Genomic DNA, 14,219 nt, shown 5'->3' on the forward strand with positions numbered 1-14,219 from the left:
AGGCCACACTGTCACCGCAGTCCGATTCGTCCCGAATGACCCATATTCACACTCACACGACTACACGCACACTCACACTCACACGGGAGTAGACGATGTACCTGACCCAAGGCCTGCACCGCGCGCTTCTGGCCACCCCGGACGCGCCCGCCACCATCTACGGGCCGCGAACCCGCTCGTACCGCGAGCACATCGACCGCGTCGCGCGGCTGGCTGCAGGCCTGCAGGGTCTCGGCGTCGCGAAGGACGACCGCGTCGCCATCCTCTCGCTCAACAGCGACCGCTACGCCGAGTACCTCGTGGCCGTGCCGTGGGCCGACGCCGTGCTCAACCCGGTGAACATTCGCTGGAGCCCCACGGAGATCTCGTACTCGATCAACGACTCCGACACCCGTGTGCTGCTCATCGACGATGCGTTCGCCCCGATGATCCCGGCCCTGAAGGCGGCGTGCGAGAACCTCACCACGATCATTCACTGCGGCGACGGACCCACCCCGGAGGGCACGATCGCCTACGAGTCCCTGATCGAGGGTTCCGAGCCCATCGAGGATGCGCGTCGCGGCGGGGACTCCCTGGCCGGCATCTTCTACACCGGCGGCACCACCGGCTTCCCCAAGGGTGTGATGCTCACCCACACCAACATGGTGACCTCGGCACTGGGCACCGTCTCGACCGGCGAGCTCCTCAGCGGCAACGCACGCTTCCTGCATGCGGCGCCGATGTTCCACCTCGCCGACCTCGCGGCCTGGGCGGGTCAGCTGATCAAGGGCGGCGTGCACATCATCGTGCCGTTCTTCGAGCCCACCGCGGTGCTCTCGGCCATCGCCGAGCACAAGCCCACCGACGTGCTGCTCGTGCCCACCATGATCCAGATGCTCGTCGACCACCCGTCGGTCGGTGACTACGACGTCTCGTCCATGGAGCGCATCCTCTACGGCGGCTCGATGATCACCGAGGCCGTTCTCGAGCGCACCATGAAGCGATTCCCCGGGGTGCGGATGACCCAGGCGTACGGCATGACCGAGACCGCCCCGGTGATCTCGCTGCTGCTCCCCGACGACCACGTCGGCGCGCGTCTGCGCTCGGGCGGACGCGCCGCCCCGCACTCGGAGATCAAGATCGTCGATCCCGACGGCAACACTCTGCCCGCCGGTACCGTCGGTGAGATCTGTACCCGCGGTGGCCACGTGATGAAGGGCTACTGGAACAAGCCCGCCGAGACCGCCGACGCCCTGCACGACGGCTGGATGCACACCGGCGACGGCGGGTACCTCGACGAGGAGGGCTACGTCTTCGTGGTCGATCGCATCAAGGACATGATCATCACCGGTGGCGAGAACGTGTACTCCGCCGAGGTGGAGAACGCGCTGAGCCAGCACGCCGCAGTTGCGCAGTGCGCGGTGATCGGTCTGCCCGATCCCGAGTGGGGTGAGCGCGTGCACGCCGTGGTGGTGCTGATGCCCGGAGCGGAGGCCACCGCCGAGGAGATCCGCGAGTTCGCAAAGGAACGGATCGCCGGCTACAAGGCGCCGCGTTCGGTCGACTTCGTCGAGGCGCTGCCGATCTCCGGCGCCGGCAAGGTGCTCAAGCGGAACCTGCGTGACTCCTACGCATCTGCCGGTGCCCAGTGACAACCATGCGCGCGAGTACCGCGCCGGTGGACACCGTCGTCTCCACCGATCCGGCCGACGGAACCACCGTCGGTGAGTTCGACGTCTTCGATGCCGACGCCGTGGCCGCCGCGGTCGCTCGTGCGCGGGCGGCGACGACGTGGTGGCAGGCCCAGGGCGTCGACGGTCGCCTCGAACACCTCTCCCGCTGGCGCAAGGAGATCTGGAAGCGGGTCGACGAGTTCGCAGACCTGATCCACCGCGAGAACGGCAAGCCGGTCGCGGACGGCGTCCTCGAGGTGGTGCTGGTGGTCGAGCACCTGCGCTGGGCAGCCAAGAACGCGAAGAAGGCGCTCGACACCCGGCGCGTGAGCCCGGGCATCCTGTTCGCCAACTACACCGCCACCGTCGCGCACGAGCCGCTGGGCGTGGTGGGCATCATCTCGCCGTGGAACTACCCGCTGTACCTGCCGAACAGCTCGTCCGCCTTCGCCCTGGCCGCCGGGAACACGGTGGTGCTCAAGCCCAGCGAGTACACCCCGGCGATCGCCGCGAAGTACGTCGAGACGTTCTACATCGCCAACCCCGATGCGCCCACCGGTGTGATCGAACTGGTCACCGGCTACGGCGAGACCGGCTCGGCGCTGTGCAACTCCGGCGTGGACAAGATCGGCTTCACCGGCTCGACCGCCACGGGTAAGCGGGTCATGGCGCAGTGCGCCCAGACGTTGACCCCGGTGCTGCTCGAGTGCGGCGGCAAGGACCCGGCGATCGTGGCCGACGATGCGAACATCGGCGCCGCGGCAACCGCCATCGCGTGGGGTGGGTTCACCAACGCCGGGCAGACGTGCGTCGGTGTGGAGCGGGTGTACGTGCACCGGAAGGTGGCGCAGCCGTTCCTCGCTGCGCTGCGCGCCGAACTCGACGGCGTTCGTGGCGGCAGCGACAGTGGTGCCACCTACGGCCCGATGACCATGCCCGCACAGGTGGACGTGGTGCGCGGGCACGTCGACGACGCCCTCGCGCAGGGGGCGAGGGCACTGGTCGGCGGCCGGGAGTCCGTGGGGGATCGGGTGATCCAACCCGTGCTGCTCGTCGACACTCCGGAGAACTCGACAGCGGTCCGGGAGGAGACCTTCGGGCCCACCATCACCGTGCGCGTTGTCGACGACATCGACGAGGCAGTGGCGCTGTCCAACGACAGCGACTACGCCCTCGGCGCGTCGGTGTTCTCCCGGGGGCACGGACCCGAGATCGCCGAGCGCCTGCGCGCCGGTCAGGTGTGCATCAACTCGGTGGTGGCCTTCGCCGGCATGGGTGCGGTGCCGATGGGCGGTGTCGGTGCCAGCGGATTCGGTCGGGTGCACGGCCTCGAGGGTCTGCTCGAGTTCACTCGCCCCCGCTCGGTGGTGAACCAGCGCTTCGCGATCCCGGGCTTCCAGTTGGTCGCGCTGCGGCGCGCCAAGCATGTGATGCCGATTCTGCGTCGCGTGGTGTCCCTGCGGCACAGCTGAGGGACGGCCGAGCCTACGGAGCGGACACGACAACGCCGCGGTCTGATTCGAGACCGCGGCGTTGCTGTGTCCAGGCTGTGATTGCCCCTACGCGATGACCAGCGGTAGCAGGTGGTCGTGGGCGAACGAGGCGAGTTCCTCGCGGGTGTCCATCGGGAGCAGCACGTTGGGGGTCATCACCACCGAGTGGGTGAGCCGGACCAGCAGCTCGGCGCGCCCGTGAATGTCCTCGACGGGCTCCACGAGGCCCCGGGTGATGGCGGAGTCGAGGATCGTGGTGACGGCCCAGGTGGCTGCGGCCAGGATGTCGCCGGCCTCGGTGGTCATCTTCTTCAGCGACGTCTCGGGCTCGAGTGTGAGCATCCGGTTCCAGACCGGGTTGGTGCGCATGTCGAGGATGGTGTCGGCGAAGATGTCGCCGATCAGCGCGTCCACGGTCTGCGCGGCCTCGGCGCTGTCGATGATGCGCGCGAAGAGGCGACTGGCGCTGCGCGCGGTGAGGGCGGCGGCCACGTCGTCGACGCTGCCGACCCTGCGGTAGACGGTCACCCGCCCCACCCCGGCACGCCGGGCGATGTCGTTCACGGTGGTCAGACGGATACCGACTTCGCTGAACTGCTCTTCCGCAGCGTCGAGGATCGCGTCGACCTCGGGGGAGTTGTTTCCACGCAGCAGCGCAGAAATTTCCGTCGAAGTACTTGTGGGCGTGCTCACTTTTGTAGTGTACTCTCCAAATCAGGATCAGTGAAACATTAAGCGTTTCCGTGTTCCAGTGTATCAACCACAGTCAAGGGAGACTCCGATGTCCACTCCGAATGTCGAGACGGTTCGCTACACGGACGAGGCCCGTGCGCTCGCCGCCCGCAACGTCAAGTTCGACTGGGACGGTGTCCCCCTCGAATACCTGCCCGGCCAGCCCTACGCCACCCAGTTCTGGAACGTCATGCACCTGGTGCTCCCCGAGGGTGAGGGTGCGATGGGCCATGTGCTCGCGCAGACCCTGCCCCTGATCGACGACCCCCGCCTGCACGAAGAGGTGGTCGGCTTCGTCGGCCAGGAGGCCACCCACGCCAGCTCGCACGAGGGCTTCCGTGACTACCTGCGCGAGAACGGCGTCGAGGTCGACCAGCACGTCAAGCGCATCACCTACATCGTCGACCAGATCTTCGGTGACCACGGCCTCAAGGGCCGCGCGGCCAAGTTCTGGCTGCACGAGCGCCTCGGCCTGTACGCCGCCGCCGAGCACTACACCGCCGTCGTCGGAGAGTGGCTGCTCGACAACACGGAGTTCGACAAGATCGGTGGCGACCCCACCATGCTCGACCTGCTGCGCTGGCACGGCGCCGAGGAGATGGAGCACCGCAACGTCGCGTACGACGCGTTCCAGTACGTCTCGGGCAGCTACTCCCGTCGTGTGCGCACCGCGTTCATCGCCTTCGTGGGCCTGGCCCTGCTGTGGTTCTCCACGTCCGCGCAGCTCTACCGTGAGCAGGCCGGCGGCAAGCGCGTCGCACCGTGGCCCGTCGCCTACTTCCGCGCCGCCCGCGCCGGCATGATCCCCAACACCTGGTTCCTGGCCAAGCAGATCCCCGAGTACCTGCGCCCGGGCTTCCACCCGTCGCAGCTCGGCCCGATCGAGAAAGCCGTCCGCTACCTCGCGGTGTCCCCGGCTGCTCGGGCGGCGGAGGCATGACCGACGCCCCCAACGGCGAGAGCAGCACCACTCCGAAGCCGGATCGTCGATCGGCTCGTCCGCAGTTCGACCCCACCGTGGCGCCCAGCAAGATCCTCAAGGGCGCCATGGTGGCGGTGAAGGCGTACTCGAATCTGGTGTCCGAGCCTCGCCTCGCACCCGTCCTCGGACGCACCACGCCCGTGCGGCGTGAGGGTTTCGACATCGACATGCTGGTGGAGAAGGTGGTCCCGGAGGCCGACGGCGTGGTGTCACTGCACCTGATCGACCCCTCCGGTGCGGAACTGCCCGAGTGGACCCCCGGTGCCCACCTCGACATCTTCCTGCCCTCGGGAATCCAGCGTCAGTACTCGCTCAGTGGTGATCCCTCCGACCGTCGTCGCTTCCGCATCTCGGTGCGCAAGGTCGACAACGGAGTCGGTTCCGCCGAGGTGCACGAGAGCATCACCGAGGGATCCACACTGCGCGTGCGCGGGCCGCGCAACGCCTACCCGTTCGTGGTCTCCGACAACATCCTCTTCGTCGCCGGCGGTATCGGCATCACCCCGATCCTGCCGATGCTGCGGCGCGCCGTCGCGTCGGGGGCGAACTGCAAGTTCGTCTACACCGGTCGCTCGCGGGCGAGCATGCCGTTCCTCGACGAGATCGACGCCATCGCAACAGCACCCTCCAACACGGGCACGGTCGAGGTGTCGATCCTGCCGGACGACGAGGTGGGCATCACCCCGATCGAGACCATTCTCGACGGACTCGTCCCCGGCTCGTCGGTGTTCCTCTGCGGCCCAGCGCCTTTGATCGACGCGGCGCACCGAGTGCTGCCGACCGTCGACCCCACGGCATCGCTGCACACCGAACGCTTCGCGCCGCCTCCGATCGTCGGCGGCGAGGAGTTCGAGATCACCATGGCTCGCAGCGGCTCCAGCATCACCGTCGGTGCCGAGGAGTCCGCGCTGACCGCGCTGCTGCGTCAGCGCCGCGACATCACCTACTCGTGTCGGCAGGGTTTCTGCGGAACGTGTCGGGTGAAGGTGGTCGGCGGGACGGTCGAACACAACGATCACCGCCTGCTCGAGAGCGAGCGCGCCGACACCATGCTGGTGTGCGTCTCGCGCGGCAAGTCTCTGGTGGTGGACCTGTGACGACGGCCAGGACCACCAAGACCACCAGGCCCGCGACGAGCGCCAGGACAACGAGATCGAGGAAAGCAGTGAAGCGCAACCACGTTCGCATACTCATCATCGGCGCGGGATTCGGCGGGCTCGGCGCGGCGGCGCGGCTCATCGAATCCGGTTACGACGACTTCGTGATCCTCGAGCGCGCCCGCGAGGTGGGCGGAACGTGGCAGGCCAACACCTACCCCGGTGCCCAGTGCGACATCCCGTCGATCCTGTACTCGTTCTCCTTCGCCCCCAACCCCAACTGGACGCGGTTCTACCCGCTGCAGGCCGAGATCAAGCAGTACATGGCCGACATCGTCGACAAGTATGGCTTCGCCGATCGGTTGCGGCTGGGCCACGAGGTCACCGGGGCGCAGTGGGACGACACCGCGCAGCAGTGGCTCGTCGACACCGACCAGGGTTCGTGGTCGGCCGACGTGGTCATCGCGGCCATGGGTCCGTTCAGTCAGCCGTCGGTGCCCAAGCTCGAGGGCCTCGAGACCTTCGAGGGCACCTGGTACCACTCGGCGCAGTGGAACCACGACCATGACACCACCGGCAAGCGCGTCGCCGTCATCGGTACGGGAGCCTCTGCGGTGCAGTTCATTCCGCAGCTGCAGCCCAAGGTCGAGCACATGACGGTCTTCCAGCGCACACCCACGTGGATCATGCCGCACCCCGATCGTCCGGTCCGCAGCCCCATCAAAGCCGTCTTCTCCGCAGCTCCCATCACCCAGCGTCTGGCCCGCAAGGCTCTCGACCTCGTGCAGGAAGCTCTGGTGCCCGGTCTGGTGTACCGGCCGGGCCTGCTCAAGGGCGCGGCGGCGATCGGGCGGATGCACCTGCGGAACCAGGTGCGGGACAAGGAACTGCGCGCCAAGCTGACCCCGAACTACGCGTTCGGGTGCAAGCGGCCCACGTTCTCCAACAAGTACTACCCGGCGCTCGCCTCCGACAACGTCGACGTTGTGACCTCCGGCATCTCGCACGTGGAGAAGGACGCCATCGTCACCGTCGACGGCGAGCGGCACGAGGTGGACACCATCATCTTCGGCACCGGGTTCACCATCATCGACAACGACGGCTTCCGCCTGTTGCGCGGACGCGGCGGTGCCAGCCTCGCCGAGCAGTGGCGCGGTGGGCAGATGAAGGCGCACCTCGGCACCACCATCGAGAACTTCCCCAACCTGTTCATGCTTCTCGGACCCAACGCGGTGGTCTACACCTCGCAGGTGGTCACCATCGAGTGCCAGGTGGAGTACGTGCTCGGTGCGCTCCGGGAGATGGACAGCAAGAAGCTCACCAGCCTCGAGGTTCGCCCCGAGGTGCAGGCCGAGTTCGTGGAGAAGACGGACAAGCGGTTGGCCGGGTCGGTGTGGAACTCCGGCGGCTGCAGCAGCTACTACCTCGTCCCCGGCGGCCGGAACTACACGTTCTGGCCCGGATTCAACGCCTCGTTCCGACGGCGGATGGAGCACTTCGACGGCTCCGAGTACATTGCTCGGACCGCTGAGGCCGAGCCCGCCGTCGCGGCAGGGCGCTGATGGCCACGTTCGACGTGCGGGGCAAGGTTGCCCTGATCACCGGTGGCGCCAAGGGAATCGGTCACGCCATCGCCGTGCAGCTGCATGCCGCAGGCGCCTCGGTGATGCTGGTCGATCTCGACCCGGTGGCGTTGAAGGACGCGGCGGATCGCATCGGCACCGACCGGGTGGCCGTGCAGACCGGTGACGTGCGCGACCGCGATCGCATGCGGGAGGTCGTCGAGACCACCGTGCGCACACTCGGGCGTCTGGACGTGGTGGTGGCCAACGCCGGCATCACCCCGCCCCCTGGCACGCTGAGGGTGCTGGACTTCGAGCACTTCCAGCGCGTGATGGACGTCAACACCTTCGGGGTTCTGCACACCGTTCAACCCGCCATCGAGGAACTCATCGCCACCAAGGGGCACATCGTCGTGGTGTCCTCCGCAGCGGCGTTCTCCCCGCCCCTGGGTGCGTCCGGATACATGGCCAGCAAGGCCGCGACGGAGCAGGTCGGGCGTGCGTTGCGGCTCGAGCTGGCCGGTCACGGCGTCAGCGTCGGCGTGGCGTACTTCGGTCTGATCGACACCGATCTGGCCAGGGCCACCCTCGACCACGATCCACTGGGCCGCAAGGTCGGCGAGCTCCTGCCCTGGCCGTTCACCAAGCGGGCCACGGCCGAGACCGCCGCCACCAGCGTCGTCGAGGGCATCACCCGACGGAAGGCGCGCACCATGGCGCCGAAGATCTGGTGGGGCTACTCCTGGTTCCGCGGGCTGGCGAACCCGCTGATCGACGCCGTGGTGGTGCGCGATCGGCGCGTGCGCACGCTCGTCGGCCAGGTCGAGGCCCGCTACACCATTCCGGCGCGGATCACCCCGGACGCCTGAGGTAGGTGGGGTGGTCATTGTGCCCACCTCTGAGCGAATTCGGCAGCGCTCGTCGCCTGAATTCGCTCGAAGGTGGGCACAACACACACCCGGGGGCTTGCCGGCGTCCGCGCGTGCTAGGTCGTGGCGGAGGGTTCGGCGGGTTCTGCGAACCGGTAGCTGTGGTGCGCGGTGAACCCCAGGGTGCGGTAGAGCTCGAGCGCACCGGCGTTGCCCCGCTCGACCTGGAGGTAGGCGCGGGTGGCCCCGAGGGTGGCCCCGAGCGCCAGAGCGTCGCGGCACAGGCCCGTGCCGTGGCCTTCGCGGCGGCGATCGCGGGGCACCTCGAGGCAGAACAGCCCGGCCCAGCGGGTGCCGTCGGGTGCGTCGGTCACGGCCAGCCGGATCACCGACCCGCTCGCGCCGTCGCGCAGGAACCTCACCTCGCCGTCGACGGCTGCGACGACCGCGACCAGGTGGGGGTCGTCCCCGCGGCCGTACCCACGCAGCCAGGAAGGATCCGGCTCGGCCGTCACCACCGTGCCCGGTCGCACCGGGTCCACCGCCTCATCGATGTCGCGCACCAACACGTCGCTGTGCAGGACGGTGTTCCAGCCGTCCGGTGCGGCGCCCAGGCGGTCGGGTAGGAGCAGTCGGGGGCCGATGCCGCGGTCGGCGAACCACACGGTGGCCGCGTCGGGCAGCGTCGCAGGTGCCTGATCGCTCAGGCGCACAGCAGAATTGGCTCGACGGGTCACCCCGTGTCCGAAACGCAGCAGCCACCCGGCGACCCACTGCTGCTGAGTGCCGGGCCAGGCCAGGGCGACCGCGGTCTCGAGCGAGCGGATCTCGGAGGTCCGCACCGGCCGCGGCGGCAGCTGCCTGATCGCCACGATTGCGGCGCGCTCGATATCGATCGCAGCGCCGTGGCGATCGATCACGGTGAGGGTGTGCTCGGTCGAGGCCGCGAGGGTGCCGATCACGTCGGTCATCGGGTGCGAGGACCCCGCGGGCAGCCGGTAGCGCACCATCACCCGCGTCACGCTCTCACCGCCCTCTCACTCGTCGTGACCGAACGGATCCTCGACCGTGCCCGGCACCCAACTCAGCCCGGGCTTGCCCCACCCGTTGCGCTTGACGGCCTTTTTGGCGGCGCGGGCGTTGCGGCCGACGAGGACGTCGACGTACAGGAACCCGTCGAGGTGGCCCACCTCGTGCTGGAGCATTCGCGCGAAGAACCCGGTGCCCTCGACGCTGACGGGCTCGCCGTCGGCGTCGGTTCCGGTCACCTTGGCCCAGTCGGCGCGCCCGGTGGGGAACTGCTCGCCGGGCACCGAGAGGCAGCCCTCGTCGTCGTCCTCGGGGTCGGGCATGGTCTCGGGGATCTCCGAGGTCTCGAGGACGGGGTTGATCACCACACCGCGACGGCGACGCACCGTGCCGTTCTCGTCCGCGGCGGGGCAGTCGTAGACGAACAGCCGCAGGGATCGACCGACCTGGTTGGCGGCCAGGCCGACACCGTTGGCCTTGTCCAGTGTCTCGAACATGTCCGCCAGCAGCGGTGCGAGCTCCTCCGGGGTCGCGGTCACCGGCTCGGTGGGAGTGTGCAGGACCGGATCGCCGATGATGCGGATCGGAAGAATTGCCATGACCCGGAAGGATACTGGCGTCCCCATTCGGGTCGGCGCGCCGCGGTCGCAAGCGGCGACGCGGCGGCGCGTACATGGTTCAATAGCCCCGAAGACCCCTCGAAGAACACTGTTGTCATTCGGTTATCGGAGAAGTTCGGTGGCCCCAGAAGGAGTGGGATGGACAGCGCAGCAGCGCGTAGTCACGGCCGGTCCGACAAGTCCGACGCTGCGTCGGGCGAGGCGGGTACCGACGGGTTGACCCGGCGCGAGCACGACATCTTGTCCTTCGAGCGCCAGTGGTGGAAGTACGCCGGCGCCAAGGAAGAAGCCATCAGGGACCTGTTCGACATGTCCGCGACCCGCTACTACCAGGTGCTCAACGCACTCGTCGATCGGCCCGAGGCGCTGGCAGCCGATCCGATGCTGGTCAAGCGCCTGCGTCGCCTGCGCGCGAGCCGACAGAAGGCGCGCGCCGCCCGTCGTCTGGGTTTCGAGATCTGAGTTCTCGTCTAGGGTTGCACGCGTGACCGCTCCCGCTCCGGAATCCTCCGGTATCCCGCTGCGTGCCCTGGCGATGGTTCTGCTGTCGCTGTCGGTGCTGTTCGCAGTGATCGGGGTGTTCTCCCTCACCGGTTCCGGCGGCGGTGCCGTCTCCGGCCCGCCGCAGGCCCCGGCCGCCGCGCCGACGCCCACCAACGCCCCGGCCGCAGGCCCCGGTTCCAGCGCTCCCACGTCGAGCGCGGCCACCACCAGCGCGTCCACCACCTCCGCCGCACCGGCGGTGCTCACGGTGCAGGTGCTCAACAACAGCAATGTCCAGGGATTGGCGTCGAGCACGGCGTCCACCCTGACCTCGGCCGGGTTCACTGTCAGCGGCACCGGCAACTACAGCGCCAGCACCGTCCCGCAGACCACCGTCTACTACCAGGCGGGGTCCGATCAGCAGAAGGCCGAGGCGGAGAAGATCGCCACCACGCTCGGTGTCTCGGCGGAGCCGCGGATCGCCGGTCTCAGTGACTCCGAACCCGGCATCATCGTCGTCGTCACCCAGTAGGGCGGGGCACCGGTGACGGTCGTGGGCCCTGTACCGGCCGCTGGTTATGATTCCTGCACGCGTGCAGTTTCCTCGAAGGAGAACACTTGATGGCCAGCTCGACGTCTCGCCCGATCCGCTTCGCGGCACCCCTGGTCGCCGTCGTGGCACTCGGCCTCGCCGCATGCAGCCCCGGTGACACCCCGTCCGACGTGCCCGGCACCACCCCGCCGGTGTTCACCGGCGCCCCCAACCCCAGTGCCGCGAACGGCGCCACCGGGCAGTCCATCTCGGGGGAGTTCGAGGGTGTGGACGGGCGCTCGATGGGGACGGTCACGTTCACCGACGAGGGCGATCACGTCGAGATCAAAGTGGTCGCCGAGGGTCTCACGCCCGGCTTCCACGGATTCCACATCCACCAGAACCCGGTGTGCGACCCCAACTCCGTCGCACCGTCGGGCGGGGCGCCGGGGGCGTTCCTGTCCGCGGGCGGGCATCTGCAGGTCGGTGGGCGCACCGAGCACCCTGCCAGCGGCGACCTGACCTCCCTGCAGGCGCGCGAGGACGGACACGCGGATCTGACCACCACCTCGGATGCGTTCACGCTCAACGACCTCCGCAAGGGCGTCTCGGTGATCGTGCACTCCGGGCCGGACAACTTCGCCAACATTCCCACTCGCTACACGCTCCCGGACGGCGCTCCGGTTCCGGACGAGACCACCCTGATGACGGGTGATTCCGGCAGCCGGGTCGCGTGCGCGATCGTCGGGTAGAGGTTCCCTTCGCGAGCTCCCCTCGGCCCACCATCGGGGTCGAGTGGGAGATCGCGTTGATCGACGCCGATAGCCGAGATCTGTCGAACACCGCAGCCGAGGTGATGGACGGGGTTCACGCCCGCGTCGGTCAGACGCCGCGCGTGACCAAGGAGTTGCTGCGCAACACGGTCGAACTCGTCACCGGGGTCTGCGACACGGTCGGCGAGTCGATGGACGATCTGGCCGAATCCCTGTCGCTGGTGCGCTCGGTCGCCGAGCCGATGGGGTTGGAGCTGATCTGCGCGGGCACGCATCCGTTCGCGGAATGGTCGGCGCAGCAGTTGACCCGCACCCCGAACTACGACGAGTTGATCGAGCGCACCCAGTGGTGGGGTCGGCAGATGCTCATCTGGGGTGTCCACGTGCACGTGGGGGTGTCGTCGCCGCGTCGGGTGTTCCCGATCATCAACGCCCTTCTGCTGCAGTACCCGCATCTGTTGGCGCTGTCGGCGAGCTCGCCGGTGTGGGCGGGCTCGGACACCGGCTACGCGAGCAATCGCGCCCTGATGTTCCAGCAGCTGCCCACGGCGGGGCTGCCCTTCCAGTTCGAAACCTGGTCGCAGTTCGAAGGTTTCGTGCACGACCAGCTCAAGACCGGTGTCATCGAGCACCTCGGCGGGATGCACTGGGACATTCGCCCGGTGCCGCGCCTGGGCACCATCGAGGTGCGGGTGTGCGACGGGGTGTCCACCCGGCGCGAACTCGGTGCCCTCGTGGCGTTCATCCACTCCCTGGTGGTCCACTACGACGAGCGCCTCGCGGCCGGGGAGGTGCTGCCGACCCTCCCGCCGTGGCACGTGCAGGAGAACAAGTGGCGCGCAGCGCGATACGGGCTCGAGGCGGAGATCATCCTCGATGCCGACAGCAACGAGCGGCTCGTCACCGACGACCTCGACGACCTGCTCGAGCGTCTCGCCCCGACGGCGCGACGTCTCGGCTGCGAGGCGGAACTGGCTGCGGTGGAGGACATTCCGAGGGTGGGCGCGTCGTATCAGCGCCAGCGCGCAGTGGCCGCCGAGGCCGACGGTGATCTGCGGGCGGTGGTCGATTCCCTGGTTCGCGATCTGGCGCTGTAGACCGCCCGCAGAGGGTGCGGTCAGTCCGCTCGTGGCCGGTTGGCAGGGGCGTCGGGTTCGAGTTCGTTGACCGCGAACACGCCGTCGCGACCACGCTGTTCGCGATAGGCCACCCGCCCCACGACGTGCCCGATCACCGGTGCGGTGATCAGCGTGAACAACGCCACGAGCACCAGCATCCAGATGTCGACGTTTCCCCGCAGGGAGATGATCGCCCCGATCAGCACCAGGACCATGCCGATGACCTGCGGTTTGGTGGCGGCGTGCATGCGCGAGAGGGTGTCGTCGAATCGCACGATGCCGATGGCCGCGGTGAGTGCGAGCAGGGACCCGATGAGCACGAATGCTGCGCTGACGATGTCGGAGATGCTCATTTGTCGGCCACCCGGAACCGGGCCACGCTGATCGAGCCGGTGAACCCCACGAGGGACAGCGCGACGATGGCGGGCACCAGTGTGGTGTCGCGGCTGTAGATCGACCACACGGCCAGGCCCGCGATGGCGATCGCGATGAGGGTGTCCATCGCCACGAGCCGGTCGAGGGTTCCGGGGCCGGCGAGCAGGCGGAACGTGGTGATGGCCGCGGCCACCACCAGCATCACCCCGGACACTGCGAGCACGGTGTTCATGACGGTCTCCTCGTTGATGACGGCCTTCTCGGGGATCGCAGCAGCCGGGTGTTGTGGTCGGCGCGGCGACGCCTCGCCCGTGTCCAGGCTCGACGGTTCCATCGCCGCGGCCGCAGGGCGACGTCGCGCCACGCGGAGGGCTGCCAGTCCTCGGGGCGTTCGAAGGCGTCGATGAAGAACCGTTCGTACCGCGCCAGCACTCGACGGACGCCGGCGACGGCCTTCTCCGTGCCGATGTCGAGTACGTGGATGTAGATCTGGCGCCGCCGCCGGTCCACCTCGAGCACCATGGTGCCCGGGACGACGTTGAGTGCGTCGATGTACAGGCTGAGCACCAGGTCGGACTTGATGGCCACGCGGTGGCGCAGCACTCCGGTCAGCGGCCCCGGACCGGGGCGCACCGCGGCCCATGCCACCTGGGCACTCGACAGAATCGAGTACCACACCACGACGACGAGAAGCTCGAGCACCGACAGCGGGTGCACTCGACCCTCGACCGGTACCCGCGGAAGCGGCAGGAGCCACATCACCACGGCGCCCACGAGGAGCCCGCCGAGGATGTTCGCCGCGCTGACCGTGCCCCACAGCAGCACCCACACGACGGTGAGCCACGCCAGGTTGACCAGGCGGATCTGCGTGCTGCGCCTCATCGGATCACCCCTTCCCGCCC

At 68.5% G+C, this 14,219-nt stretch carries 16 protein-coding genes; 10 read left to right on the forward strand and 6 right to left on the reverse strand.

Translation table 11 applies throughout. The features are described 5' to 3' along the window. Positions 1-95 precede the first annotated feature (95 nt). Together ACY48E_RS15080 and ACY48E_RS15085 are read left to right on the forward strand one after the other, a co-directional pair. Positions 96-1,631, forward strand: coding sequence for an acyl-CoA synthetase (locus ACY48E_RS15080; protein WP_462873042.1), 1,536 nt, complete (start codon positions 96-98; stop codon positions 1,629-1,631). 5 nt (positions 1,632-1,636) lie between these two features. Beyond that, on the forward strand, positions 1,637-3,124 hold the full coding sequence (locus ACY48E_RS15085; protein ID WP_462873043.1) for an aldehyde dehydrogenase family protein: 1,488 nt from the start codon (positions 1,637-1,639) through the stop codon (positions 3,122-3,124). A gap of 87 nt (positions 3,125-3,211) precedes the next feature. On the opposite strand, the gene ACY48E_RS15090 is transcribed toward ACY48E_RS15085, so the two are convergent. Next, positions 3,212-3,838: a TetR/AcrR family transcriptional regulator gene (locus tag ACY48E_RS15090; protein ID WP_462873044.1), complete on the reverse strand. Its 627-nt coding sequence runs from the start codon at positions 3,836-3,838 to the stop codon at positions 3,212-3,214. Between the two features lie 88 nt (positions 3,839-3,926). Here ACY48E_RS15090 and ACY48E_RS15095 point away from each other — a divergent pair, with 88 nt between their 5' ends. The 4 genes from ACY48E_RS15095 to ACY48E_RS15110 all read left to right on the forward strand — a co-directional run bounded on the left by ACY48E_RS15095 (position 3,927) and on the right by ACY48E_RS15110 (position 8,387). Further along, positions 3,927-4,817, forward strand: a complete 891-nt coding sequence (locus ACY48E_RS15095) for a metal-dependent hydrolase (RefSeq protein ID WP_462873045.1) — start codon at positions 3,927-3,929, stop codon at positions 4,815-4,817. Then, on the forward strand, positions 4,814-5,956 hold the full coding sequence (locus tag ACY48E_RS15100; RefSeq protein ID WP_462873046.1) for a PDR/VanB family oxidoreductase: 1,143 nt from the start codon (positions 4,814-4,816) through the stop codon (positions 5,954-5,956). Before ACY48E_RS15095 ends, ACY48E_RS15100 begins: the two co-directional genes overlap by 4 nt. 68 nt (positions 5,957-6,024) lie before the next feature. Further along, positions 6,025-7,518, forward strand: coding sequence for a flavin-containing monooxygenase (locus ACY48E_RS15105; protein WP_462873047.1), 1,494 nt, complete (start codon positions 6,025-6,027; stop codon positions 7,516-7,518). Then, the gene (locus ACY48E_RS15110) at positions 7,518-8,387 is read left to right on the forward strand and encodes a short-chain dehydrogenase/reductase (protein WP_462873048.1); all 870 of its coding nucleotides are present in this window, start codon (positions 7,518-7,520) and stop codon (positions 8,385-8,387) included. The genes ACY48E_RS15105 and ACY48E_RS15110 overlap by 1 nt, the downstream gene beginning before the upstream one ends. Before the next feature lie 116 nt (positions 8,388-8,503). On the opposite strand, the gene ACY48E_RS15115 is transcribed toward ACY48E_RS15110, so the two are convergent. Both ACY48E_RS15115 and ACY48E_RS15120 read right to left on the reverse strand, forming a co-directional pair. Further along, entirely contained in the window at positions 8,504-9,397 is an 894-nt protein-coding gene (locus ACY48E_RS15115; RefSeq protein ID WP_462873104.1) for an N-acetylglutamate synthase, CG3035 family, read from the reverse strand. A 27-nt stretch (positions 9,398-9,424) separates the two neighbouring features. After that, positions 9,425-10,015 (reverse strand): peptide deformylase, encoded by a 591-nt coding sequence (locus ACY48E_RS15120; protein WP_462873049.1) that lies wholly within the window; start codon positions 10,013-10,015, stop codon positions 9,425-9,427. A 159-nt stretch (positions 10,016-10,174) separates the two neighbouring features. Here ACY48E_RS15120 and ACY48E_RS15125 point away from each other — a divergent pair, with 159 nt between their 5' ends. The 4 genes from ACY48E_RS15125 to ACY48E_RS15140 all read left to right on the forward strand — a co-directional run bounded on the left by ACY48E_RS15125 (position 10,175) and on the right by ACY48E_RS15140 (position 12,921). After that, positions 10,175-10,498, forward strand: coding sequence for a DUF3263 domain-containing protein (locus ACY48E_RS15125; RefSeq protein WP_462873051.1), 324 nt, complete (start codon positions 10,175-10,177; stop codon positions 10,496-10,498). 22 nt (positions 10,499-10,520) lie between these two features. Then, positions 10,521-11,051: a LytR C-terminal domain-containing protein gene (locus ACY48E_RS15130; RefSeq protein ID WP_462873052.1), complete on the forward strand. Its 531-nt coding sequence runs from the start codon at positions 10,521-10,523 to the stop codon at positions 11,049-11,051. A gap of 89 nt (positions 11,052-11,140) precedes the next feature. Further along, the gene (sodC, locus tag ACY48E_RS15135; protein WP_462873053.1) at positions 11,141-11,803 is read left to right on the forward strand and encodes a superoxide dismutase[Cu-Zn]; all 663 of its coding nucleotides are present in this window, start codon (positions 11,141-11,143) and stop codon (positions 11,801-11,803) included. Then, a complete protein-coding gene (locus ACY48E_RS15140) occupies positions 11,785-12,921 on the forward strand; it encodes a glutamate--cysteine ligase (RefSeq protein WP_462873054.1) in 1,137 nt (378 codons plus the stop codon). The genes sodC and ACY48E_RS15140 overlap by 19 nt, the downstream gene beginning before the upstream one ends. Before the next feature lie 20 nt (positions 12,922-12,941). Here ACY48E_RS15140 and mnhG read toward each other — a convergent pair whose 3' ends face one another. From mnhG to ACY48E_RS15155, 3 genes are read right to left on the reverse strand one after another with little or no spacing between them, the layout of a single operon-like run. Next, positions 12,942-13,295: a monovalent cation/H(+) antiporter subunit G gene (gene mnhG / locus ACY48E_RS15145; protein WP_462873055.1), complete on the reverse strand. Its 354-nt coding sequence runs from the start codon at positions 13,293-13,295 to the stop codon at positions 12,942-12,944. Continuing rightward, positions 13,292-13,549, reverse strand: coding sequence for a monovalent cation/H+ antiporter complex subunit F (locus tag ACY48E_RS15150; RefSeq protein ID WP_462873056.1), 258 nt, complete (start codon positions 13,547-13,549; stop codon positions 13,292-13,294). The genes mnhG and ACY48E_RS15150 overlap by 4 nt, the downstream gene beginning before the upstream one ends. Continuing rightward, a complete protein-coding gene (locus ACY48E_RS15155) occupies positions 13,546-14,199 on the reverse strand; it encodes a Na+/H+ antiporter subunit E (protein ID WP_462873057.1) in 654 nt (217 codons plus the stop codon). Before ACY48E_RS15155 ends, ACY48E_RS15150 begins: the two co-directional genes overlap by 4 nt. Between the last annotated feature and the right edge of the window lie 20 nt (positions 14,200-14,219).

It is taken from the genome of Rhodococcus sp. AZ1 (assembly GCF_054979605.1).

Excerpts from the sequence above, each read along its gene's own strand:
- ACY48E_RS15150 (WP_462873056.1), bottom strand. The coding sequence starts at position 13,549 with ATGAACACCGTGCTCGCAGTGTCCGGGGTGATGCTGGTGGTGGCCGCG.
- ACY48E_RS15100 (WP_462873046.1), top strand. The coding sequence starts at position 4,814 with ATGACCGACGCCCCCAACGGCGAGAGCAGCACCACTCCGAAGCCGGAT.
- sodC (WP_462873053.1), top strand. The coding sequence starts at position 11,141 with ATGGCCAGCTCGACGTCTCGCCCGATCCGCTTCGCGGCACCCCTGGTC.
- ACY48E_RS15085 (WP_462873043.1), top strand. The coding sequence starts at position 1,637 with ATGCGCGCGAGTACCGCGCCGGTGGACACCGTCGTCTCCACCGATCCG.
- ACY48E_RS15155 (WP_462873057.1), bottom strand. The coding sequence starts at position 14,199 with ATGAGGCGCAGCACGCAGATCCGCCTGGTCAACCTGGCGTGGCTCACC.
- mnhG (WP_462873055.1), bottom strand. The coding sequence starts at position 13,295 with ATGAGCATCTCCGACATCGTCAGCGCAGCATTCGTGCTCATCGGGTCC.
- ACY48E_RS15080 (WP_462873042.1), top strand. The coding sequence starts at position 96 with ATGTACCTGACCCAAGGCCTGCACCGCGCGCTTCTGGCCACCCCGGAC.
- ACY48E_RS15120 (WP_462873049.1), bottom strand. The coding sequence starts at position 10,015 with ATGGCAATTCTTCCGATCCGCATCATCGGCGATCCGGTCCTGCACACT.
- ACY48E_RS15125 (WP_462873051.1), top strand. The coding sequence starts at position 10,175 with ATGGACAGCGCAGCAGCGCGTAGTCACGGCCGGTCCGACAAGTCCGAC.
- ACY48E_RS15095 (WP_462873045.1), top strand. The coding sequence starts at position 3,927 with ATGTCCACTCCGAATGTCGAGACGGTTCGCTACACGGACGAGGCCCGT.
- ACY48E_RS15115 (WP_462873104.1), bottom strand. The coding sequence starts at position 9,397 with ATGGTGCGCTACCGGCTGCCCGCGGGGTCCTCGCACCCGATGACCGAC.
- ACY48E_RS15110 (WP_462873048.1), top strand. The coding sequence starts at position 7,518 with ATGGCCACGTTCGACGTGCGGGGCAAGGTTGCCCTGATCACCGGTGGC.